This is a genomic window from Enterobacter sp. 342, assembly GCF_036663495.1.
Taxonomy (GTDB): Bacteria; Pseudomonadota; Gammaproteobacteria; order Enterobacterales; family Enterobacteriaceae; genus Enterobacter.
The window spans coordinates 14,710-35,494 of record NZ_JAWUEI010000031.1; the positions used below are offsets into that span (position 1 = coordinate 14,710).

Annotated in this window: 19 protein-coding genes and 1 pseudogene; 12 read left to right on the plus strand and 8 right to left on the minus strand. The window is 47.9% G+C overall.

Annotated elements, in window-relative coordinates:
• Positions 1-167 precede the first annotated feature (167 nt).
• Positions 168-1,892 (plus strand): D-lactate dehydrogenase, encoded by a 1,725-nt coding sequence (dld, locus tag V6E55_RS20045; protein ID WP_236921214.1) that lies wholly within the window; start codon positions 168-170, stop codon positions 1,890-1,892.
• Positions 1,893-2,028: 136 nt separating this feature from the next.
• Positions 2,029-2,583: a GNAT family N-acetyltransferase gene (locus tag V6E55_RS20050; protein ID WP_028016320.1), complete on the plus strand. Its 555-nt coding sequence runs from the start codon at positions 2,029-2,031 to the stop codon at positions 2,581-2,583.
• Between the two features lie 40 nt (positions 2,584-2,623).
• Here the strand turns inward: V6E55_RS20050 and pbpG are convergent, their stop codons facing one another.
• Together pbpG and V6E55_RS20060 are read right to left on the minus strand one after the other, a co-directional pair.
• On the minus strand, positions 2,624-3,547 hold the full coding sequence (gene pbpG / locus V6E55_RS20055; RefSeq protein WP_028016319.1) for a D-alanyl-D-alanine endopeptidase: 924 nt from the start codon (positions 3,545-3,547) through the stop codon (positions 2,624-2,626).
• A 166-nt stretch (positions 3,548-3,713) separates the two neighbouring features.
• Entirely contained in the window at positions 3,714-4,301 is a 588-nt protein-coding gene (locus tag V6E55_RS20060; protein WP_008500904.1) for a Yip1 family protein, read from the minus strand.
• Positions 4,302-4,458: 157 nt separating this feature from the next.
• Between V6E55_RS20060 and V6E55_RS20065 the strand changes: the two genes are divergently transcribed.
• A complete protein-coding gene (locus V6E55_RS20065; protein ID WP_316943762.1) occupies positions 4,459-5,031 on the plus strand; it encodes a DedA family protein in 573 nt (190 codons plus the stop codon).
• A gap of 9 nt (positions 5,032-5,040) precedes the next feature.
• Here the strand turns inward: V6E55_RS20065 and mdtQ are convergent, their stop codons facing one another.
• A complete protein-coding gene (gene mdtQ / locus V6E55_RS20070) occupies positions 5,041-6,459 on the minus strand; it encodes a multidrug resistance outer membrane protein MdtQ (RefSeq protein WP_316943763.1) in 1,419 nt (472 codons plus the stop codon).
• A 203-nt stretch (positions 6,460-6,662) separates the two neighbouring features.
• On the opposite strand from mdtQ, the gene yohP reads away from it, so the two are divergent.
• Entirely contained in the window at positions 6,663-6,746 is an 84-nt protein-coding gene (gene yohP, locus V6E55_RS25895) for a small membrane protein YohP (protein WP_015572324.1), read from the plus strand.
• A gap of 39 nt (positions 6,747-6,785) precedes the next feature.
• Here yohP and V6E55_RS20075 read toward each other — a convergent pair.
• Positions 6,786-7,385: pseudogene (locus tag V6E55_RS20075) on the minus strand (family 1 glycosylhydrolase); the annotation flags it as partial.
• A gap of 196 nt (positions 7,386-7,581) precedes the next feature.
• Between V6E55_RS20075 and V6E55_RS20080 the strand changes: the two are divergent.
• From V6E55_RS20080 to V6E55_RS20090, 3 genes are read left to right on the plus strand one after another with little or no spacing between them, the layout of a single operon-like run.
• Positions 7,582-8,697, plus strand: a complete 1,116-nt coding sequence (locus V6E55_RS20080; protein ID WP_316943764.1) for an ABC-three component system protein — start codon at positions 7,582-7,584, stop codon at positions 8,695-8,697.
• Positions 8,684-9,154: a three component ABC system middle component gene (locus tag V6E55_RS20085; RefSeq protein ID WP_316943765.1), complete on the plus strand. Its 471-nt coding sequence runs from the start codon at positions 8,684-8,686 to the stop codon at positions 9,152-9,154. Before V6E55_RS20080 ends, V6E55_RS20085 begins: the two co-directional genes overlap by 14 nt.
• Positions 9,155-11,074, plus strand: a complete 1,920-nt coding sequence (locus V6E55_RS20090) for a DUF3732 domain-containing protein (protein WP_316943766.1) — start codon at positions 9,155-9,157, stop codon at positions 11,072-11,074.
• A gap of 213 nt (positions 11,075-11,287) precedes the next feature.
• On the opposite strand, the gene dusC is transcribed toward V6E55_RS20090, so the two are convergent.
• Entirely contained in the window at positions 11,288-12,223 is a 936-nt protein-coding gene (gene dusC / locus V6E55_RS20095; protein WP_316943767.1) for a tRNA dihydrouridine(16) synthase DusC, read from the minus strand.
• Positions 12,224-12,390: 167 nt separating this feature from the next.
• Here dusC and V6E55_RS20100 point away from each other — a divergent pair, with 167 nt between their 5' ends.
• The 5 genes from V6E55_RS20100 (at position 12,391) to V6E55_RS20120 (ending at position 16,849) form a co-directional block, all read left to right on the plus strand.
• A complete protein-coding gene (locus tag V6E55_RS20100; protein WP_049008205.1) occupies positions 12,391-12,786 on the plus strand; it encodes a CidA/LrgA family protein in 396 nt (131 codons plus the stop codon).
• Entirely contained in the window at positions 12,783-13,478 is a 696-nt protein-coding gene (locus V6E55_RS20105; RefSeq protein ID WP_025756257.1) for a CidB/LrgB family autolysis modulator, read from the plus strand. The genes V6E55_RS20100 and V6E55_RS20105 overlap by 4 nt, the downstream gene beginning before the upstream one ends.
• 129 nt (positions 13,479-13,607) lie before the next feature.
• Positions 13,608-14,492, plus strand: a complete 885-nt coding sequence (cdd, locus tag V6E55_RS20110; RefSeq protein WP_316943768.1) for a cytidine deaminase — start codon at positions 13,608-13,610, stop codon at positions 14,490-14,492.
• Between the two features lie 127 nt (positions 14,493-14,619).
• Positions 14,620-15,339: an outer membrane permeability protein SanA gene (sanA, locus tag V6E55_RS20115; protein ID WP_014884561.1), complete on the plus strand. Its 720-nt coding sequence runs from the start codon at positions 14,620-14,622 to the stop codon at positions 15,337-15,339.
• Between the two features lie 121 nt (positions 15,340-15,460).
• Positions 15,461-16,849 carry a glutamine synthetase family protein gene (locus tag V6E55_RS20120; RefSeq protein WP_316943775.1) on the plus strand — a complete coding sequence of 463 codons (1,389 nt, stop codon included), beginning with the start codon at positions 15,461-15,463 and terminating at the stop codon, positions 16,847-16,849.
• Between the two features lie 49 nt (positions 16,850-16,898).
• On the opposite strand, the gene mglC is transcribed toward V6E55_RS20120, so the two are convergent.
• The 3 genes from mglC to mglB all read right to left on the minus strand — a co-directional run bounded on the left by mglC (position 16,899) and on the right by mglB (position 20,523).
• Entirely contained in the window at positions 16,899-17,909 is a 1,011-nt protein-coding gene (mglC, locus tag V6E55_RS20125; protein WP_008500921.1) for a galactose/methyl galactoside ABC transporter permease MglC, read from the minus strand.
• A gap of 15 nt (positions 17,910-17,924) precedes the next feature.
• Positions 17,925-19,445, minus strand: coding sequence for a galactose/methyl galactoside ABC transporter ATP-binding protein MglA (gene mglA / locus V6E55_RS20130; protein ID WP_114977712.1), 1,521 nt, complete (start codon positions 19,443-19,445; stop codon positions 17,925-17,927).
• Between the two features lie 79 nt (positions 19,446-19,524).
• Positions 19,525-20,523: a galactose/glucose ABC transporter substrate-binding protein MglB gene (gene mglB / locus V6E55_RS20135; RefSeq protein WP_024908164.1), complete on the minus strand. Its 999-nt coding sequence runs from the start codon at positions 20,521-20,523 to the stop codon at positions 19,525-19,527.
• Positions 20,524-20,785 lie beyond the last annotated feature (262 nt).

Below are 20,785 nucleotides of genomic sequence, written 5' to 3' on the forward strand. Positions count from 1 at the left end.
AACCGCCGGAAGATCTCGGCCAAACCGTGCGAAAGGCGCAGTGTGCCACAAACCCTCTGAACGTTGCAGGGTTATTCTCTGATTTTTCTCGTGAATACTCGACCGCTTAACAGTTAATCGCGCTATGCTTTACAGCGAGAAATTTGCCCCACCACAAGGAGTGGAAGATGTCTTCTGTTCAAACTCACAATAACACGACGTTTATCAACGAACTGTCGCGCCTGGTTGGCTCCTCTCACCTGCTTACCGACCCGGCCAAAACCGCCCGCTACCGTAAGGGTTTTCGCTCCGGTCAGGGTGAGGCGCTGGCGGTGGTTTTCCCCGGTACGCTGCTGGAACTGTGGCGCGTGCTGAGCGCCTGCGTCACCGCAGACAAGATTATTTTAATGCAGGCGGCCAATACCGGCCTGACCGAAGGCTCAACGCCGAATGGCAACGATTACGATCGTGACATTGTCATCATCAGCACCCTGCGCCTCGACAAATTACACCTGCTGGATAAAGGCGAGCAGGTGCTCGCCTTCCCTGGTACAACGCTCTACTCCCTGGAAAAAGCACTTAAGCCGCTGGGTCGTGAGCCGCACTCGGTGATCGGTTCGTCCTGCATTGGCGCCTCTGTGGTCGGAGGGATCTGCAACAACTCCGGCGGCTCACTGGTACAGCGTGGCCCCGCTTATACCGAGATGTCGCTTTTTGCCCGTATTGACGAAAACGGCAAACTGACACTGGTTAACCATCTGGGGATTGATCTGGGCGTTACGCCGGAACAAATCCTCAGCAAACTTGACGATGATCGCGTTAAAGATGAAGACGTTCAGCACGATGGCCGTCATGCACACGATCACGATTACGTTACCCGCGTAAGGGATATCGAAGCCGATACGCCAGCCCGTTATAACGCCGATCCGGATCGTCTGTTTGAATCTTCTGGCTGCGCGGGCAAGCTGGCGGTTTTTGCGGTACGCCTCGACACATTCCCGGCAGAGAAAAAACAACAGGTGTTTTACATCGGTACCAATCAGCCTGAGGTTCTGACCGAGATCCGTCGCCATATTCTGGGTGAATTCACGCACCTGCCCGTGGCGGGCGAATATATGCACCGGGATATTTACGACATTGCCGAGCGCTACGGCAAAGACACCTTCCTGATGATCGACAAGCTCGGCACCGACAAAATGCCGTTCTTCTTCACGATGAAGGGCCGCACCGATGCGATGCTGGAGAAAGTATCGCTGTTTAAACCTCACTTCACTGATCGCTTTATGCAGAAGTTAGGCAACGTCTTCCCGGCGCATTTACCGGAGCGGATGAAAACCTGGCGCGACAAATATGAACACCATTTACTGCTGAAAATGGCCGGTGACGGGATTACCGAGGCGCAGACCTGGCTGAGCGAATTCTTCAAAACCGCCGACGGGGATTTCTTTGCCTGTACCCCTGAAGAAGGCAGCAAAGCCTTCCTGCACCGTTTTGCCGCTGCGGGTGCCGCCATCCGTTATCAGGCGGTGCATTCAGAAGAGGTGGAAGATATTCTGGCACTGGATATCGCCCTGCGACGCAACGATACCGAGTGGTTTGAACACCTGCCGCCAGAGATCGACAGCAAACTGGTACACAAGCTCTATTATGGCCACTTTATGTGCTACGTCTTCCATCAGGATTACATCGTTAAAAAAGGGGTCGATGCACACGAACTGAAAGAGCAGATGCTCACTCTGTTGCGTGAACGTGGCGCACAATATCCTGCAGAACACAACGTCGGTCATCTTTATAAAGCCCCTGACGCACTTAAGCAGTTTTATCGCCAGAATGACCCTACAAACAGCATGAACCCCGGTATCGGTAAAACAACGCGGAAGAAATACTGGAAAGAGAGTGCCGACACGGAATAGCAGATTACGCAAGCTTCTGATTAATTCCTACAGCCAAATTTGAGAGATTGTTAAGCGCTCCTTAATCGTAATAGAGTAACTGTCTGACGCCGGAGAAACGTTTCTCCGGCATTCTATAACGAGGAGCAGGCACATCATGTCGGCTGTTGATGTTTTATCCGAAACCGAACTGGAAGTGCGCGATGCCCTTCCCGATGATGTGCATGCCATCGCGGCCATCTATGCCTGGCATGTGCTTCACGGGCGTGCGTCATTTGAAGAAGTTCCCCCCACCATTGATGAAATGCGTCAACGTATGAAAGGTGTGGCAGAGAACGGTTTACCGTGGCTTATCGCTCTTTATCGCGGCATCGTTGTGGGCTATTGCTATGCCACACCTTACCGCCCGCGACACGCCTATCGCTATACTCTGGAAGAGTCAATTTACGTGGATGCCAGCACCACCGGACGCGGTTTTGGCTCTGCATTAATGAGTGCGCTAATTGCGCGCTGCGAACAAGGTCCATGGCGTCAGATGATTGCCGTTGTGGGGGATGGCAGTAATAATCCCGGTTCGTTACGGCTGCACAAAAAACACGGCTTTGAGATTGTCGGTCAGTTGCGCAGCGTGGGATACAAGAAAGGCGACTGGCGGGATACGGTGATTATGCAGCGTCCACTCAATGATGGAGACTGGACGCTGCCGGAGTAAGCCGGGTAAGGCGAAGCCGCCACCCGGCGTGACAGGTGGCTCAGTCGTTCTGCGCCGTAGCCATCTGTTCAGCTTTCTGCTTTTTATAGGTCAATGCCGCAGCCGGAACAGGCTGCACTTTCCCCGTTTCAATCCAGGTACGCAGTCGGCTAGCATCCGCGAAGTGGGTGTATTTGCCGAAGGCATCCATCACCACCAGCGCTACCGGTTTGCCGTTAAAGACCGTACGCATGACCAGACAGTGTCCCGCGGCATTAGTAAAACCGGTTTTCGTTAACTGGATATTCCAGTTATCCCGGTAAACCAGATGGTTAGTATTGCGGAACGGCAGCGTATAGGCCGGGTTCGCAAACGTCGCCGTCTCTTCACGGGTAGTACTGAGCTGACCAATCAGCGGGTACTGTTTGCTGGCGATCAGCAGTTTTGTCAGATCGCGGGCGGTGGAGACGTTGTTAATCGACAGACCTGTCGGTTCAACATAATGCGTATTGTTCATCCCCAGCGATTTGGCTTTCGCATTCATCGCACGAATAAATGCGTCGTAGCCGCCCGGATAGTGGTGGGCGAGGCTCGCCGCAGCGCGGTTTTCAGATGACATCAGCGCCAGCAGCAGCATATTTTTACGGCTGATTTCACTGTTCAGTCGCACACGGGAATAAATTCCTTTCATCTCCGGCGTGTGGCTAATATCCACTTTCAGTTTTTCGTCCAGCGGCAGATGTGCATCAAGCACCACCATCGCGGTCATTAATTTGGTAATGGAGGCAATCGGACGCACCAGGTCCGGATGGCTGGCGTAAATGACCTTATTGGTGTTGAGATCAACAATCATCGCGCTGCCGGAGGCAATTTGTGGCTGGGCAGCAGCGGCGGTCACCGCGGGCGTTTTGGCGATGGCTGGCACGGCAGCAGACGCCCCCAGCAACAGTGCCAGGCTAAGTAAAGAGACTCGGAATTTCAGCATGGTGAGACTTCTGATAATTATTCACGCACGTAATGACGTACACCGCCTGTGTTGATGGTAAACACAGGCTGGCTTCGGCATCATAGCCGTCACCGCGCTTTGTCGCCAGCGGATAATCGTGAGCAGATGCTGCATTGCTGGCATTTACGCCAGCAATGCAGTGAACTTAGAAGAGACGGTATCCATAACCCCAAAGAATTACCGTCAGCGCCAGTAACGCCTCCAGCACCAGCACGCCGATGGCGAGTGTTGAACTGGAGAAGCTCAGGCCCTCTTCTTTATTGATATTCAGGAAGGTTGGAACCCCCAGATACAGCAAATAACCGGTGTAAAAGAGGGCAATGGTACCGATCAGCGCGCACAACCAGACCAGTGGATAGAGCGCAACAATACCGCTTAAAAACAGCGGGGTCGCGACATATCCGGCGAAGACCATACAGTGCGCCAGCGATGGACGTTGCGGGTAGTTACGCGCCATCCAGTGAATGACACGCCCCATGACGGCAACCCCCGCCAGCATCAGGCCATAAAAGATGATGGCCAGATAAAGCCCGGTAAACCATGAAAGCTGAACCACGGTGCCATCCCCGAAGTTCCAGCCAATTTGAGTTGTTCCGATAAAAGCGCATATTACCGGCACCGCGGCCATCAGCAACACATGGTGCGTGTAATGATGCGAGACGGTTTCATTCTCACTTTTGATGACGTGCATTTCACGATCGGGATGGGAGAAAAGTCCCCAGACATGGTTCATAGAGCCCCCTTGTTGTCGGTCCGTCAGTGATACTTTAAGTATAATGCAGGCTTTAGATTATTTTATGTACAGCAGGAAATTTCCGTTGATTTCCCCGCTGTTGATTCATGGGGTATATGATTAACGGAGGTATACCGAGGGAGATGACGTTTACGTAATGGATATCAACAATCTTATTGAGCAATATGGATACGCCGCGCTGGTCGTTGGTAGCGTGGCAGAAGGCGAAACCATCACATTGTTAGGCGGCGTCGCCGCGCATCAGGGTTTACTGAAATTCCCGCTGGTCGTCGCCGCAGTCGCCCTGGGGGGAATGATTGGCGACCAGCTGCTCTACTTTCTGGGACTGCGTTTCGGACCAGGGCTCCTGAAGCGTTTTACGAAACATCGCAAGAAAATTCGCCGCGCCCAAAGACTGATCCAGCGTCATCCCTATCTGTTCGTCATTGGCACACGCTTTATGTACGGCTTTCGAATTATCGGCCCGATACTGATAGGTGCCAGCCATCTGCCGCCGAAAATTTTCCTGCCGCTCAATATTCTTGGCGCGATTGCCTGGGCGCTTATCTTTACGACGCTCGGTTACGTCGGTGGCGAAGTGATTGGTCCATGGCTGCATAACCTTGACCAGCACCTGAAGCACTGGGCGTGGTTAATTCTGGTGGTTGTGGTGGTGATTGCAGTACGGCTGTGGCTGAAGCATCGCGAGAAAACCCGCGATGAGGATTGATGACCCCTTTCAGCTATGATGATAGCCACCACCCAGTGCCGACGTCAGCTGCAGCGTGGCGTCAATATACTGACCTTTCAGCATCAACCCGGCGAGGTGTTCTTTGAGTGCCGGTATTCTGGCTTCACTGACCCGTGAGCCCGCAATGATACCCTCACTAAACCGTGCCTGCGCCAGAGCCACAACCCGCGCCGCATCATTTTCGACCTGCTGCTGTTGACGATTTTTCACCATCAGGGTTTCGACTTCACTGGCTGTACGTGCCACCTGATTAACTGCCTCCACTACCGCTTTGTTGTAACTGGCGACCGAGAGATTATTTTGCGCCTGGGCAATATCAAGGTTCGCATTCAGTCTACCGCTGTCGAAAATCGGCAGTGTCAGCCCCGCTGTCACCCCCATCTGCTGCGCTGAAGAGCGAAACAGATCGCTCAGGTGGAGCGCATCCTGCTGTAAGAACGCCATCAGATTCACATCAGGATAAAAAGCCGCTCTGGCCGCCTCCACTTCGCTCATAGAAGCGTCGATATACCAGTGCGCCTCCTGCAGATCCGGTCGACGCGCCAATAGTTCATACCCCAGCGTCGACGGTAGCGAGGCATCGACCGTTGGCAGTGCATGCCGCGAAAGCGTTACAGTGGAGGAATTCGTTAGCGCAACCAGGCGCGCCTCAACGGCTTTCATCTTCCCGTTAACTTCTGCCAGGTTCTCTTCGGTTTTGCTGGCGTTGATATCCGTTTCGACCCCTTCCACAGAAGAGGTGATCCCGTGCTGATACAATTCGCGGTCGGCGCCAATAATATTGTCCTGTTCATGTTTGATCTGGACGAGGACATCCTGCATAGCGGCCTGAGTTTGCCACTCCCAGTAGAGCCGGGCCACGCTGCTGGCCAGCAGCTGTCGGGTTTGCTCCAGCTCCGCTTTTTGCGCATTCACTCGGCCTATACGGGCTTCAACCTGCGCGCGATTTTTCCCCCACAGATCGAGATCCCAGCCCGCGGTCAGCCCAAAGGTGCCGTTGGTGTACCACGGCCCGGTAGTACCTGCCGCCGGGTCGGTAATCGCAAAGGGTCCCATGAGCCCTTCAGCAGACATTTTCTGGCGTTCTGCATCAGCTGAAAAATCAATTTGCGGACCGTCGGCAGCCATTGTGGCTTTTGCCTGAGCTTCGGCAAGCGTAATACGCTGGCGGGCAATCTGCATATCCGGCGCATCGCTCAACGCTTTTGCAATCAGCCCGTTAAGCTGGGGATCGTTATACGCTTTCCACCACTCATTTTTCGGCCAGTCCTGATGATTCAGAACCGTATTCACCGACGCCACAGCGGTTTGCGTTTTAAGGGGAGATACCGTGACATGTTCAGGCGCACAGGCTGCCAGAATAAAAGCGAAGGGAGCACTCAGAGATAAAATAAGAGAACGTTTCATGACGCCATACACTCAAAAAATAAAGGCGCACGTTACGCTCGATGTCGCTCTTTTTTTTAGTAACGCGTGGCAATCCACAAATTGTCATACATTTTAATACCCGGAAATTTATTCCCAAAGAGAATAATTAAATTCAATGCATTCACGCCAAATATAAATACGCTGCTACACTTATTCAGGACATACATGAGCGGGAGAAAGGAATGAAAATATTACTTTGGGTTATTTTAATTATATTTCTGATAGGGCTCTTAGTGGTTACCGGCGTATTCAAGATGATTTTCTGATCTATTTGCCCGGCTCTGCGCCGGGCAACGTTCCTGATATCAGACTTTCAGCGAAGCTCCTTTCGTCGCAATAACCTCTTTATACCAGTAGAAACTTTTCTTACGGCTGCGCGCCAGCGTGCCGTTACCGCTGTCATCGCGATCGACGTAAATAAAGCCGTAGCGCTTGGAGAGTTCAGCTTTAGACGCGCTCACCAGGTCGATTGGCCCCCAGTTGGTATACCCCATCACCTCAACGCCGTCATCAATTGCCTCACGCACCTGCACCAGGTGGTCGTTAAGGTAGCTGATGCGATGGTCATCCTGCACCACGCCGTTCGCATCCGGTTTATCCTTCGCCCCGAGGCCATTTTCCACGATAAACAATGGCTTCTGATAGCGATCCCAGAGCACGTTTAACAGGGTACTCAGGCCGATGGGGTCAATCTGCCAGCCCCATTCAGAACTTGCCAGATGCGGGTTAGGCACCATGCTCAGGATGTTGCCGCGCGCCTGCTGGTTGAGGGCCTCATCCACGGTGACGCAGCCCGTCATGTAGTAGCTGAACGAGATAAAATCGACGGTCGATTTCAGCGCCTCGCGGTCGTCATCCGTTACCTCAAGCTGAATCCCGCTGTCGCGGAAGAAGCGCTGCATAAAGATGATAAGTCAAATCAACAATTAATTAACAAAGTTAACCATTTCAAATAAAATGAATATCCAGTAATGTCATTTCTTAAAAAAACATATCGAAACAACATTTTCCTGTATATTCACACAGTATTAAAATTTTTGTTTACAAGTTACTCTATATAGGAGTTATAGTAGACTTCATTTATATATCAGGGAGGTAATCATGTCAGGAGTATCTAATAATGCCACCTCAAACATATTGGGTTTCGAATACCAGAAATTTATAGCTTTAGAAAGATGCTTGAGTGGAAAAGAGAATGATATTATTTGGATCGAATGCTTTGGTGATGTAGCTCATAATGGAACTAGTACTGAAGTTAAACATCATATGTCTGATACATTTCTTAATGATACACACAGAGACTTTTGGAAGACATTATATAACTTAATGTCTGAGCATGCAGTTTATTCAGGCTTCACACGATTTGAATTATTAACAACTTCAGACATTAAAGAAGAGTCAATATTTTTCGATTGGAATAATTTATCATCAAAGATAAAAAAAGAACGATTAAAGAAAGTCATACCTACCCAAACAATACAGAAATATCATAATGAATTATTACTACGAAGTGATGAAGAGATTTTATCTCTTCTTGATAAAATAAATATAATATCATCGCAGCCAAACATAATGGATAAGCTTGAGGAACTTAAATCACATGATGCTTTTAAATTAATCCCTGACATTCACAAGGAATCCTTCATAGAAAGAATGTTGGGTTTTATATCATTAAAAGCAATCAAAAACTCAGATATGTGGCATATAGAATATAATGAGTTCATAAGAGAAATGATAGGTTTTTCGATGCCTTATGTTCAGAAAGATTATCCATTTCCAGTAGTGTCTAAAACAGATGTCATAGAGGAAAAATCAAATAATTACTATTTCGTTAAGGAACTAGAATCTATAGAGCTTGGCGAAAAGATGATAACTGATGCAGTAATAGATTATCTTCGCTCAGAAAAAAGCTTACTAAAACTTCTTAGGTTGCATTCAACTTTGGTAAATCATCTTGAAGATTTTGAAGATGATTTATTACAAGATCTCGATTTATTAAAATTAAAACATATCAATAGTTTGCAATTAATGAGTACCCCGATTAATGTAACAAATCAATCAAAAATTATGTACTCAGACTGTTTGCTGTTAGAAACGAAACAAATACGGAATGTACATTCCATGGAAAAATATTACCAGAAGGGAAGAGTTCATTCTCATGTTGAGCAGAAAAATTTCTCATGGCATTTTGAGGTAAAGAAGAATGAAACCGATTGATCTTATTGCATTATTACACTCTCCTTTATGGATCGCTTCTTTACTCGAAAGTTTTTTAAGTGGTGCGCAAAGAATAAAAAAAGATGGATTAGAATTTGAATTAATCTTCCTTGCAATTCCTATTTTGCTCGATGAGAATGCTTTAGAACATCTCTCGAAAGGCAACATTAAATCAAACATGAGTAAACTATTAACTAATAGTAACTTGCAAAGCTCATATTTTAAGTCAAAATGGAATATTGAACATTATAAACCAGTTACTAAAAAAGCCATTATTATATTATCATCATTAGGTAAATTATCCATAAACAGTCACATTACTCTTCATGAACCAATAAAATCCATTACAGAAAATGATGAGTATAAAAAGAAACATTATAAGGCTGCATATAACCTTGGCGCAATGTTGGCAAAAGAAGACTCATTAGATATCATTATCAAATTTGGAGCAATCTAAATGAAAGCTATTATTAAATCTATAAATATATTCAATAATAATGGTGAGCATAGATTTGTCGAATTCACGGATGGTGTGAATGTTATAACTGGAGATTCTAAAACTGGTAAAAGTGCATTGTTAGAAATAGTTGACTATTGTTTATTTTCCAAAACTTCCAGTATCCCGAAAGGAATAATAACATCCTTTTCGGATTTCTATTCAATTGTATTTCAATTAGATAAAAGCTTCATTGTTATCGGTAGACCTGCATTTAAGACAGGAATGAGTTCCAAAGCATACATTAGACAAGAAGTTGATATTACAAAAATATCACCATTAAGTTTAAGGTATTTTGAAAAAATACCCGCTGTATCAATGAAAGAAGCTCAGAAAAAATTTGAAAGTTATCTCGGATTATCTGTATCTAATTTAAGAGACGATGAAAATAGTTTCCATCATGGAAAGGCCTCTATTAGAAATGCTGTTTCTTTATTATTCCAACATCAGAATTTAATTGCCAATAAACATGCTCTATTTTATCGATTCCATGATTTTATCAAACGAGATAGAACAATTAAGGAATTACCAATATTTCTTGGCTGGGTAGATGGAAATTATTACAGATTAATTCGTGAACTTGATGACACATATAAAAAACTCAGAACTCAAGAGAAGTTAGAAAGAAATTATAAAGCCACGTATGATCAAAAGAAAAAAACTTTAAAGGATCTAATTGAAAATTACTTAGCATTTATTGATTATAAATTAACTGAGGACTTAAACTATGACCAAATATTAAAGATTGCAACTGATCTTCCCTCAGTACCAGATATGGCATATGGCTCAGGGCAAACAGAAAGTTTGTACAGAGATTATATAAAAGCTCAAGATAATTATAATCTTGAACTAGCAAGTGTTAATGAAAAAATATCTAAATTAGAGTTATGTAATGCAATCTCTGTTGAGCATGCAACTGAGCTGAATAAAATAAGAAAAACATTTGATATTTCTTCACCAGACATATTGAAATGCCCCCTTTGTGAAAGCAAGCAAACTGTATTATCTACGGAATTAGAGTCTCTAATTCAACATCAAACAGCTTTAGTGCAAGATCTTTCAAAACTTCAAATTTTCCACGAAGATATTACCACTGAAATGGAAAATCTTATTAAACAACGTGACGATATAAAGAAAAACTTACGAATATTAAATGGAAAAATTAAAGCTTTTGAGAAAAATAAATTAGAATTAGCCAAATCAAAAAGTTTCCGCGAGAAAGCAAACTTCATGCGCGGACAAGTAAGCACTCTAATTTCTGTTTATTTAAATAACAATGAAATAATAAACTCAGATGACTCAACAAAAGAATTAAGATCTAGAATAGAAAGACTAGAAAAGGATATTGCAACATACAATCTTGCAGAAAAATATCACACATATGAGAAAAGATTAAACTCTATAATGACGCAAATTTGTAATCAACTCGATTTTGAAGAAGAGTTAAAACCAGCAAATCTTCATTTTTCTCTTCAGTCTTTCGATTTTTATCATAAATTGGGAGACCAAGAGATTAGGCTACATGAAATGGGAAGTGGTGCAAATTGGTTAGCTTGTCATTTATCTTTATTTTTATCTATTTTATATTTACTGGCTACAGAGGAAAAATCATGTATTCCAACCTTCCTTTTTTTAGATCAACCAAGTCAAGTTTATTTCCCTTCCGGGTTTAATAATCAAAAAGAGAAAGATTCAGATCTAAAACAAGTGGAAAATATATTTAACACTATTGTAACCATTTTAAATTACATCAAAGAAAAATCTGGGTTTATGCCTCAAGTTATAATATTAGAACATGCAGATAAACTAGACCTCAAAGATATAAAATTTGAATCTTTAGTTAGAAAAAGATGGAAAGAAAATGGTGAGAAGCTAATATAAAATTAACAGTAAGAGGGGGCAGAAGCTCCCTCTTATTCTTTAAATTACTTCTCACTCCCTTCTATAAATTGGAACTCTACTGGGTTACTTAAAAACAAACAAACAAACAAATAAATAAATAAATAAATAAATAAATAAATAAACAAATAAACAAATAAACAAATAAACAAATAAACAAATAAACAAATAAACAAATAAACAGATTGACAATGATTAACTATAATTATCAATAGTAAAACAAATATCGGTAGAATTGCTTAATGTCCGAATTTCCATAAAGAGAGAAGTTGCCTCGCTATATTCTTTGCGCAAATAGCTCAGCCACTGTTTAATTCGCGCGACATGATATAGCCCGGTGTCACCCTGTTTTTCCAGACGACTGTATTTTTGCAGCAGCGTGACGACGTCTGCCCACGGCATTCGCGGTTCGTTATATTTTACCACCCGGCTGAGGTTAGGTACGTTAAGCGCCCCGCGGCCAATCATCACCGCATTGCAGCCCGTCTCTTTCAGACACGCCTGCGCGCTCTCGTAATCCCAGATTTCGCCGTTGGCGATAACCGGAATAGTCAGCCTTTTACGGATCTCACCAATGGCCTGCCAGTTGATACGATCGGCTTTGTAGCCATCTTCTTTCGTGCGGCCATGCACCACCAGCTCCGTAGCACCGGCCTGCTGTACGGCATCGGCAATTTCAAACTGCCTGGCGTCGCTGTCCCAGCCCAGACGCACCTTTACCGTCACCGGTAAATGCCCAGGCACAGCTTCACGCATCGCCTTCGCACCACGGTAAATGAGTTCTGGATCTTTCAGCAGTGTCGCCCCACCGCCGCTGCCGTTCACCAGCTTCGACGGACAGCCGCAGTTGAGATCCACCCCGTAAGACCCGAGCTCGACCGCGCGGGCAGCGTTTTCCGCCAGCCATTCAGGGTACTGACCGAGCAACTGAATACGTACCAGCGTACCGGAGGAGGTACGGCTCTGGTTGTACAGCTCGGGGCAAAGTCGGTAGAAGGATTTTACTGGCAACAACATATCGACCACGCGCAGAAACTCCGTCACGCAGAGATCGTAGTCGTTCACCTCGGTCAGAAGCTCGCGCACGAGAGAGTCGAGCACACCTTCCATTGGGGCCAGTAAAACACGCATATCAGTACCTGTGAAAAAAGACGCGCTATAGTATCTGCTCTGTATGTATGTGGAAAGCCCGACGTTCCATTCTGGAATGTCTGGTATGCTCAAAATTCATGATGTGATCCATGGCACATTTTCAGGTTTAATTGTATGATGAATGCGTTTCAGCAAGGACTCTCTCCATGAGCAAATCATTGAACATTATCTGGCAATATCTGCGTGCATTCGTCCTGATTTATGCCTGCCTGTATGCCGGGATTTTCATCGCGTCGCTGCTGCCTATCACGATCCCCGGTAGCATTATCGGTATGCTAATCCTGTTTGTTTTACTGGCGTTGCAAATTCTACCCGCAAAGTGGGTCAACCCTGGCTGCTTCGTCCTTATTCGCTATATGGCGCTGCTTTTCGTGCCTATCGGAGTCGGGGTCATGCAGTATTTTGATTTGCTTAAAGCCCAGTTCGGTCCGATCGTTGTCTCCTGTGCGGTCAGTACGCTGGTGGTATTCCTGGTCGTGAGCTGGAGCTCTCATCTGGTGCATGGTGAACGTAAAGTTGTCGGGGAGAAAACAAAAAAATGATAGCCAATATCTGGTGGTCGCTACCGTTAACCCTGGTGGTGTTTTTCGCCGCACGCAAACTTGCCGCACGTTTCAAAATGCCGCTGCTGAATCCACTGCTGGTGGCCATGGTGGTGATTATTCCATTCCTGCTGCTCACCGGCATTCCTTACGAACGCTACTTTGCCGGCAGCAAAATTTTGAATGATTTGCTACAGCCTGCCGTTGTGGCACTCGCCTTTCCTTTATATGAGCAACTTCACCAGATCCGCGCTCGCTGGAAGTCCATCATAACGATCTGCTTTGTGGGCAGTCTGGTGGCAATGATCACCGGGACGTCGGTAGCGCTGTTGATGGGAGCTTCCCCACAAATCGCGGCCTCCATCCTGCCAAAATCCGTCACCACGCCAATTGCGATGGCGGTGGGCGGTAGCCTCGGAGGGATTCCAGCCATCAGCGCCATGTGTGTGATTTTCGTTGGTATTTTGGGTGCTGTGTTTGGCCACACCCTGCTGAACGCGATGCGTATTCATACGAAAGCTGCACGTGGGCTGTCGATGGGCACCGCCTCGCACGCACTAGGGACAGCCCGCTGTGCAGAACTGGATTATCAGGAAGGGGCGTTTAGCTCACTGGCGCTGGTCATCTGCGGGATCATCACCTCCCTGCTGGCCCCGTTCATTTTCCCGCTGATTCTGGCGGTAATGGGCTAAAATTTGCGATGCGTCGCGCAAATTTCATTTTGATTTCATAAGTTGCATACATATTGAGAACTGGATCACATATAAAGCCCCAACGGCTCCGTAAACTACCGATCCATTAACCTTTATGAGGCAAACGCAATGCATCCACGTTTTCAAGCTGCTTTCGCCCAGCTTGCCGAGAATTTGCAAACCGCTCTGACCCCGATTCTGGCGGATGAGCATTTCCCCGCCCTGCTGACGGCGGAGCAGGTCACGATGCTGAAACAGGCAACGGGACTGGACGAAGACGCGCTGGCTTTTGCTCTGCTGCCACTGGCCGCCGCCTGTGCGCGTGCTGACCTCTCCCACTTCAACGTCGGGGCCATTGCGCGCGGCATCAGCGGGACATGGTACTTCGGCGGAAATATGGAGTTTCTGGGCGCGACCATGCAACAGACTGTTCACGCTGAGCAGAGCGCCATCAGCCATGCATGGCTGCGCGGTGAAAAAGCGCTGAATGCCATCACCGTTAACTACACGCCGTGTGGTCACTGCCGTCAGTTTATGAATGAGCTGAACAGCGGGCTGCAACTGCGCATTAACCTGCCTGGCCGTGCACCGCATACGCTGGGGGATTACCTGCCTGATGCCTTTGGCCCGAAAGATCTTGAGATCAAAACACTGCTGATGGACGAACAAGACCACGGTTTTGCCCTGTCCGGTGATGACCTGGCTCAGGCAGCCATTCGCGCGGCCAACAAAAGTCACACGCCATACAGCAAATCTCCTAGCGGTGTCGCACTGCAGTGTCGGGATGGTCGTATCTTTAGCGGCAGCTATGCCGAAAACGCCGCCTTTAACCCAACGCTGCCACCGCTGCAGGGCGCACTCAACCTGCTGAGCCTGAATGGCTATGACTATCCGGATATTCAGCGCGTCATTCTGGCAGAAATTGCCGATGCGCCACTGATTCAGTGGGATGCCACCGCTGCCACGTTAAAAGCGCTGGGCTGCACAACAATCGACCGCGTACTGCTCGCGTAATCCTTCCGGCGGGCAGAAATGCCCGCCACGTTGCTGAAAAACCCCTCAGTTGAGTCGCTGTTTCTTGCGCTAACCAGGCGGGTAAAGTAGCCTGAGTTAAATTTCACCTTCGGAACGAGCCATCTGCATGTTAAAGCGCGTTTTTTACAGCCTGTCTGTCCTGGTCGGCATACTGCTGTTGATCGTGCTGGGCCTCGATCGCTGGATGAGCTGGAAAACCGCCCCCTATATCTTTGATGACCTGCAGGACCTGCCCTACCGCCAGGTGGGCGTGGTACTCGGTACGGCCAAGTATTACCGCACCGGTGTGATCAATCAGTACTACCGTTACCGAATTCAGGGCGCACTGAACGCCTACAACAGTGGCAAAGTGAATTACCTGCTGTTAAGCGGTGATAATGCCCTGCAAAGCTATAACGAACCGGTGACGATGCGTAAGGATTTGATCGCCGCTGGCGTCGACCCTGCAGATATCGTGCTCGATTACGCCGGGTTCCGCACCCTGGACTCCATCGTGCGCACGCGTAAAGTCTTCGATACCAACGACTTCATCATCATCACCCAGCGCTTCCACTGCGAGCGCGCGCTGTTTATCGCCCTGCATATGGGCATACAGGCGCAGTGCTACGCGGTACCGTCACCAAAAGATATGCTGAGCGTGCGTGTTCGCGAGTTTGGTGCCCGTTTTGGCGCGCTGGCAGACCTGTACATTTTCAAACGCGAACCGCGTTTTTTAGGCCCGCTGGTGCCGATCCCGGCGATGCATGAAGTGCCGGAAGATGCGCAGGGTTACCCGGCCGTCACACCTGAACAACTGCTTGATATGCAGAAGAAAGAGAAAAAATAGCATCACCTTTATACTTTCTTTACGCCGGGCCTGACGCTTTTTATCCCGCCTTTACGCTGGCTCTTTTACGCTGAGTTCACTGCCGCTATGGCTTCATTGAAGAATGACTATGAACTCAATCATGAACGCGTTTTTCCTGAAAAGTCTCCGTCCGTATTTTAACTTCCCGGGCTTATCTCTCCCGACGGCGCTCAATTCAGGCCTCTGGCTGGATGAAAAAATTGAGGCGATGCAGCATAGTATCCCGATGGAGGTCACGGATTATCTGGAGTGTTATCCGCAAACAAAACATATTGATGTTTACCTGAACGATATCAATGGCATTATGCGCGGTAAGCGGCTCTCAGTGGAAAGCATGCTGACACTGGAAAAAGGCTGTTACTTTCCTCTCTCCGTCTATTCCATGGGCCAGAAAGGCAAAATTTCCACCCCGCTTCATGATGAGCCAGACCGGTTGTGCGTCCCCGTCGCCGGTTCCCTGTGCCCTTCTGCGCAAGATCCACAGCACAACGCGCAGATCCTGCTGACGATGAAAGACAGCGACGGCCAGCCCTGCCCGTTTGAACCACGGGTGATACTGCAGAATGTCCTGGCCCGTTTCCACCAGCACGGGCTATTCCCGGTGATTGCCCCGGAAATTGAGTTCTACCTGACGGGCAGAGAAACACTGGATCCACAGAATCAGGGCTGCTTTCATATGGATACCTCGACAGCACACGCAGCGCTGTTTGGCGAGCTGGAACAGCTGGCTCAACTTCAACGCATTCCTCTGACCGGGATCGTGGCCGAAGCTGAATCCGGCCAGTTCGAGTTAAACCTGAAGCATAGCCATCGTGTCGTCGAAGTGTGTGATAACGTGCTGGCACTACGACGTCTGACCCGATACGTGGCTGAACAGCATGGCCTGCAGGCCAGTTTTATGGCAAAACCGTTCAGTCAGCAGTCCGGCAGCGGCCTGCATTTCCACTTCAGTCTGAACGATAGCCACGGCAAAAACGTCTTTGCCTCACCAGGGAATGAGCTTAATAGCATGATGCGTTTATGCATCGCGGGCCAGCTTGCATTAATGCCTGCCTCCATCGCCGTGATTGCTCCGGGCGTCAACGCGTTCCGCCGACTGCGTAAAAACCTGACAGAACCCTTATTTAACTCCTGGGGTTATAACACCCGCTCCGCTGCACTGCGCATTCCCTGCTCGGATGAGAACAACCGTCGTATTGAGTATCGACTGGCCGGGGCCGATGCGAATCCGTATCTGGTGGCAGCCACCATCCTGAGCGGGATGCTGTACGGGCTGGAAAACATCGACGAAGAAGATTTACCAGAACCGCAGCAGGATGACCCAGTTCTGCCGCTGTTTCAGCAGGAAGCCATTGAGACATTTGCCCGCTGTCAGTATCTCACCAACAGCCTGGGCGAGGCTTTTTCCGAACAGTGGATCGCCTGCAAGCTTGCTGAACTCGACTGGTTTGAGAGCATCGTGACCAAAGAAGAGTCGAATCTGGCGTGAGGAATAAAAAAGCCCGCTCAAAGAGCGGGCCGGATGAAGCAGGAAGCCATTATTTTTTACGTGCGTACTTCAGGGAATCCAGTGCAACCGCGAAGATGATGATGGCGCCTTTGATGATGTACTGCCAGTAAGGGTTCACACCGATGTAGGTCAGACCGTAGTTGATCACGGTGAAGATAATCACACCGGTCACCACGCCGAGCACAGTACCCACACCGCCGCTGAAGGAGACGCCACCCACCACACAGGCAGCGATCGCATCCAGCTCATACATGAAACCGAGGTTGTTGGTTGCAGAGCCGATACGGCCCGCTTCCAGCATCCCACCGAAGGCGTAGAACACACCTGACAGGGCATAGATGATGAGCAGGTTCAGAGCAACGTTTACGCCGGAGACTTTCGCCGCTTCCGGGTTACCACCGATAGCGAAGATGTTCTTACCGAAACGGGTTTTGTTCCACAGGATCCAGACGAAGGCCACCGCAATCAGCGCATAGAAGGTGATATACGACAGGCGGAAGCTGCCTAGCGCGATAAACCCTTGCGTAAAGGTCGAGAAGCCGCTGTCGAAACCAGAAATTGGAGACGCACCGACGAAGTCGTAGTACAGGGAGTTGATACCGTAAACGATGATCATCGTACCTAACGTGGTGATGAATGGCGTCACGTTCAGATAAGCGATAATGATGCCGTTAATCAGACCAATCACCGCGCCAATGGCACAGACAATCAGGATCACCACGAAAATCGGCATGGTTGCCATTTCCGGGAACACCTTGTTGGCGTTTTCCATCGACTGCAACAGGGTGGCTGCAATAACCGCCGCAAGGCCAACCTGACGCCCTGCGGAAAGGTCAGTACCCTGGGTCACAATCAACCCTGCCACGCCCAACGCGATGATAATACGCACGGATGACTGGGTCAGAATGTTACTCAGGTTCAGCAGACTTAAGAACGTAGGGTCCTGGAAAATAATGATAGCCAGCAGGACTAAAAGAACAACGTAAATACCGCCTTCTTTCAGGTAAGTGAGAAAACTTTTTTTATTTAACGCACTCATGAGGAGCCCCTGATCTTAAAGGTGCAAAGACGCTAAACGCAAAATTTCGTTTTGCGTTGTCGTTTTGGTGTCAACAATACCGGCAACGAGACCATTGCTCATAACCAGAATACGGTCTGTGATCCCTAACAATTCCGGCATTTCGGAAGAAATAATAATGATCCCTTTATTCTTTTTCGCCAGTTCAGCAATCAGCTGATAAATTTCGAATTTCGCACCAACGTCAATACCGCGGGTCGGTTCATCCAGCATCAGAATTTCTGGCTGAGTTAATAACCAACGACCGATAATAACTTTCTGCTGGTTACCGCCCGAAAGCGAACCAATTTGTGTGCGGTGGCCAGGTGTTTTAACACGCATGGAGTCAATTACCCACTGGGTATCGCTTTTCATGCGGGAGTTATCCAGCAGACCAACTTTGTTTTTATAGTTGCGAATGTTAGAAATTAACGAGTTAAAGTTAATATCCAGATAAGCATAAATACCGGTAGAACGACGCTCTTCTGTCACCAGCGCAAAACCGTGATTAATGGCTTCGTTCGCGTTGTGGTTGTTGATTTTCTTACCATGGAGCGTAATGGTGCCTTCCGCTTTCTCACGGATACCAAACAGGGTTTCCACGATATCAGTACGTTTGGCACCGACCAACCCTGCGATCCCCAGAATTTCGCCTTTATGCAAGTCGAAGGAGACATCGCGAATGGATGGCTGACGCAGTGAAGTCAGGTTACGCACCTCAAGGATCACTTCACCCGGCTTGTTCTCACGGTCCGGGAAGCGCTGGTTCAGCGAGCGGCCTACCATCATGGCGATGATCTTGTCCATATCCAGCCCTTCGAGAGGCTGAGTAGCAATCCACTGACCGTCACGCAGAATGGTAATCTCATCACAGAGCTGGAAGATCTCTTCCATTTTATGGGAGATATACACAATACCGCAGCCGCGATCTTTGAGTTTACGAATAATGGTAAAAAGGTGGTTAACCTCTTTTTCCGTTAATGACGATGTTGGTTCGTCCATGATGACGATTTTTGCATCATAGGAGAACGCTTTGGCAATTTCGATCATCTGCATTTGAGATACAGATAATGTCCCTACACGGGCGCGCGGATCAATATCAATATCCAGCTCATCGAAAATCGCTTTGGTGTCGCGGTACATTTTGTCCTGATCGACAAAGACACCTTTGGTTGGATAACGCCCCAACCACATGTTATCCATGACTGAACGCTGCAGCACCAGGTTTAATTCCTGGTGAACCATTGAGATACCGTTTTCCAGTGCTTCTTTTGCTGAATGGAAATCGATCTCTTTCCCCTGAAAAAGAATGCTGCCAGAATCTTTTTGATAGATCCCAAAAAGACATTTTAATAACGTTGATTTACCTGCACCGTTCTCCCCCATCAAAGCATGAATAGAGTGAGGACGAACTTTTAAATTAACATTATCGAGTGCCTTAACACCGGGAAATGACTTGTTGATACCGTTCATTTCCAACAAGTATTCACCGGACGACTGAGTAGTTGTGCTGACCATAATTATACCTTGTTGGCCTCGCATATCGCGTTATAAAAGGGCGCAACAAGTTGCGCCCAGTGAAGACAGTACTAATTACTTATTTACCGATAAACTCAGCCAGGTTGGACTGGTCTACGCCCACGTAAGGTACGCGAACGATTTTGTTTTCAATTTTCCAGTTGGTGCCATCAGCAGCGCCTTTACCGTCGGCCAGGTTTTTCGCCAGATCGAAGGTTGCTTTCGCCTGGTTGTTGGCATCGTTCAGCACGGTACCAGCCATCGCACCCGATTTAACCAGTGCCAGTGCTTCTGGCAGCGCATCCACACCGAATACAGGAATGGAAGATTTGTTATGTGCTTTCAGCGCTTCTACCGCACCCATTGCCATCGCATCGTTGTTGGCGATAACCACTTCGATTTTGTTAGCATTCGGGCCAGACAGCCACGCGTCCATCTTATCTTTCGCCTGAGCGGTATCCCACATTGCGGTATCTAACGCCAGCTGCTGGGTTTTCAGGCCTTTATCGTTCAGCTCTTTGATAACGTAAGTGGTACGGGCTTCAGCATCTGGATGGCCTGGCTCGCCTTTCAGCAGAACGAACTGGATCTGACCGTCTTTGTTCAGGTCCCAGTTCGGGTTCGCCGCCCAGTGTTTAGCAATCAGATCGCCCTGAATAATGCCGGACTCTTTGGAGTCGGTACCGACGTAATACGCTTTATCATAGCTATCCAGCGCTTTACGGGAAGGTTCTTTGTTGAAGAAGACGATTGGCACATTCTGGCCGCGCGCTTTTTCGATAACTGTGCCTGCTGCAGCCGGGTCAACCAGGTTGATTGCCAGTGCTTTCACACCTTTCGCCAGCAGAACGTCGATCTGGTCGTTCTGTTTGGATTGGTCGTTCTGGGAGTCATTCATCAGCAGCTGAACATCTGGCGCTGCTTTAGCATCTTTCTCAATCGCTTTACGCACAACAGACATGAAGTTGTCGTCGTATTTATAGATGGTCACACCAATACGGGTATCCGCAGCGTGCGCTGCTGCACCAAAAAGCATGCTTGCCATTACAGCAGACAGGGTCAACACCTTCTTATTCATGGTATCTCCGGTTTTTTTATGCAGGGTAGTTCTTGTGAATAACGATCGGCAGGCGGGTGTTAATAAAACGTTACTGACCGCCGAAGTTCACTTATAAAATTTCTATCTTCCGTGTTCGGTAACGCTCCAGAAATGCGTTTTATTCGTTGTTTGCGGCACATTGGCTATAGTGAAAGTGAATAATCACTGTTACATAGCGTTTCAGCCCCTAAAACGCTGACATCATAGTCAGCGCCTTGTTAAGATACTGTGAATTTACTCA

What these genes read in the sequence shown, in the direction of transcription:
- dld (WP_236921214.1), top strand. Translation starts at nt 168, where the DNA reads ATGTCTTCTGTTCAAACTCACAATAACACGACGTTTATCAACGAACTG.
- V6E55_RS20050 (WP_028016320.1), top strand. Translation starts at nt 2,029, where the DNA reads ATGTCGGCTGTTGATGTTTTATCCGAAACCGAACTGGAAGTGCGCGAT.
- pbpG (WP_028016319.1), bottom strand. Translation starts at nt 3,547, where the DNA reads ATGCTGAAATTCCGAGTCTCTTTACTTAGCCTGGCACTGTTGCTGGGG.
- V6E55_RS20060 (WP_008500904.1), bottom strand. Translation starts at nt 4,301, where the DNA reads ATGAACCATGTCTGGGGACTTTTCTCCCATCCCGATCGTGAAATGCAC.
- V6E55_RS20065 (WP_316943762.1), top strand. Translation starts at nt 4,459, where the DNA reads ATGGATATCAACAATCTTATTGAGCAATATGGATACGCCGCGCTGGTC.
- mdtQ (WP_316943763.1), bottom strand. Translation starts at nt 6,459, where the DNA reads ATGAAACGTTCTCTTATTTTATCTCTGAGTGCTCCCTTCGCTTTTATT.
- yohP (WP_015572324.1), top strand. Translation starts at nt 6,663, where the DNA reads ATGAAAATATTACTTTGGGTTATTTTAATTATATTTCTGATAGGGCTC.
- V6E55_RS20080 (WP_316943764.1), top strand. Translation starts at nt 7,582, where the DNA reads ATGTCAGGAGTATCTAATAATGCCACCTCAAACATATTGGGTTTCGAA.
- V6E55_RS20085 (WP_316943765.1), top strand. Translation starts at nt 8,684, where the DNA reads ATGAAACCGATTGATCTTATTGCATTATTACACTCTCCTTTATGGATC.
- V6E55_RS20090 (WP_316943766.1), top strand. Translation starts at nt 9,155, where the DNA reads ATGAAAGCTATTATTAAATCTATAAATATATTCAATAATAATGGTGAG.
- dusC (WP_316943767.1), bottom strand. Translation starts at nt 12,223, where the DNA reads ATGCGTGTTTTACTGGCCCCAATGGAAGGTGTGCTCGACTCTCTCGTG.
- V6E55_RS20100 (WP_049008205.1), top strand. Translation starts at nt 12,391, where the DNA reads ATGAGCAAATCATTGAACATTATCTGGCAATATCTGCGTGCATTCGTC.
- V6E55_RS20105 (WP_025756257.1), top strand. Translation starts at nt 12,783, where the DNA reads ATGATAGCCAATATCTGGTGGTCGCTACCGTTAACCCTGGTGGTGTTT.
- cdd (WP_316943768.1), top strand. Translation starts at nt 13,608, where the DNA reads ATGCATCCACGTTTTCAAGCTGCTTTCGCCCAGCTTGCCGAGAATTTG.
- sanA (WP_014884561.1), top strand. Translation starts at nt 14,620, where the DNA reads ATGTTAAAGCGCGTTTTTTACAGCCTGTCTGTCCTGGTCGGCATACTG.
- V6E55_RS20120 (WP_316943775.1), top strand. Translation starts at nt 15,461, where the DNA reads ATGAACGCGTTTTTCCTGAAAAGTCTCCGTCCGTATTTTAACTTCCCG.
- mglC (WP_008500921.1), bottom strand. Translation starts at nt 17,909, where the DNA reads ATGAGTGCGTTAAATAAAAAAAGTTTTCTCACTTACCTGAAAGAAGGC.
- mglA (WP_114977712.1), bottom strand. Translation starts at nt 19,445, where the DNA reads ATGGTCAGCACAACTACTCAGTCGTCCGGTGAATACTTGTTGGAAATG.
- mglB (WP_024908164.1), bottom strand. Translation starts at nt 20,523, where the DNA reads ATGAATAAGAAGGTGTTGACCCTGTCTGCTGTAATGGCAAGCATGCTT.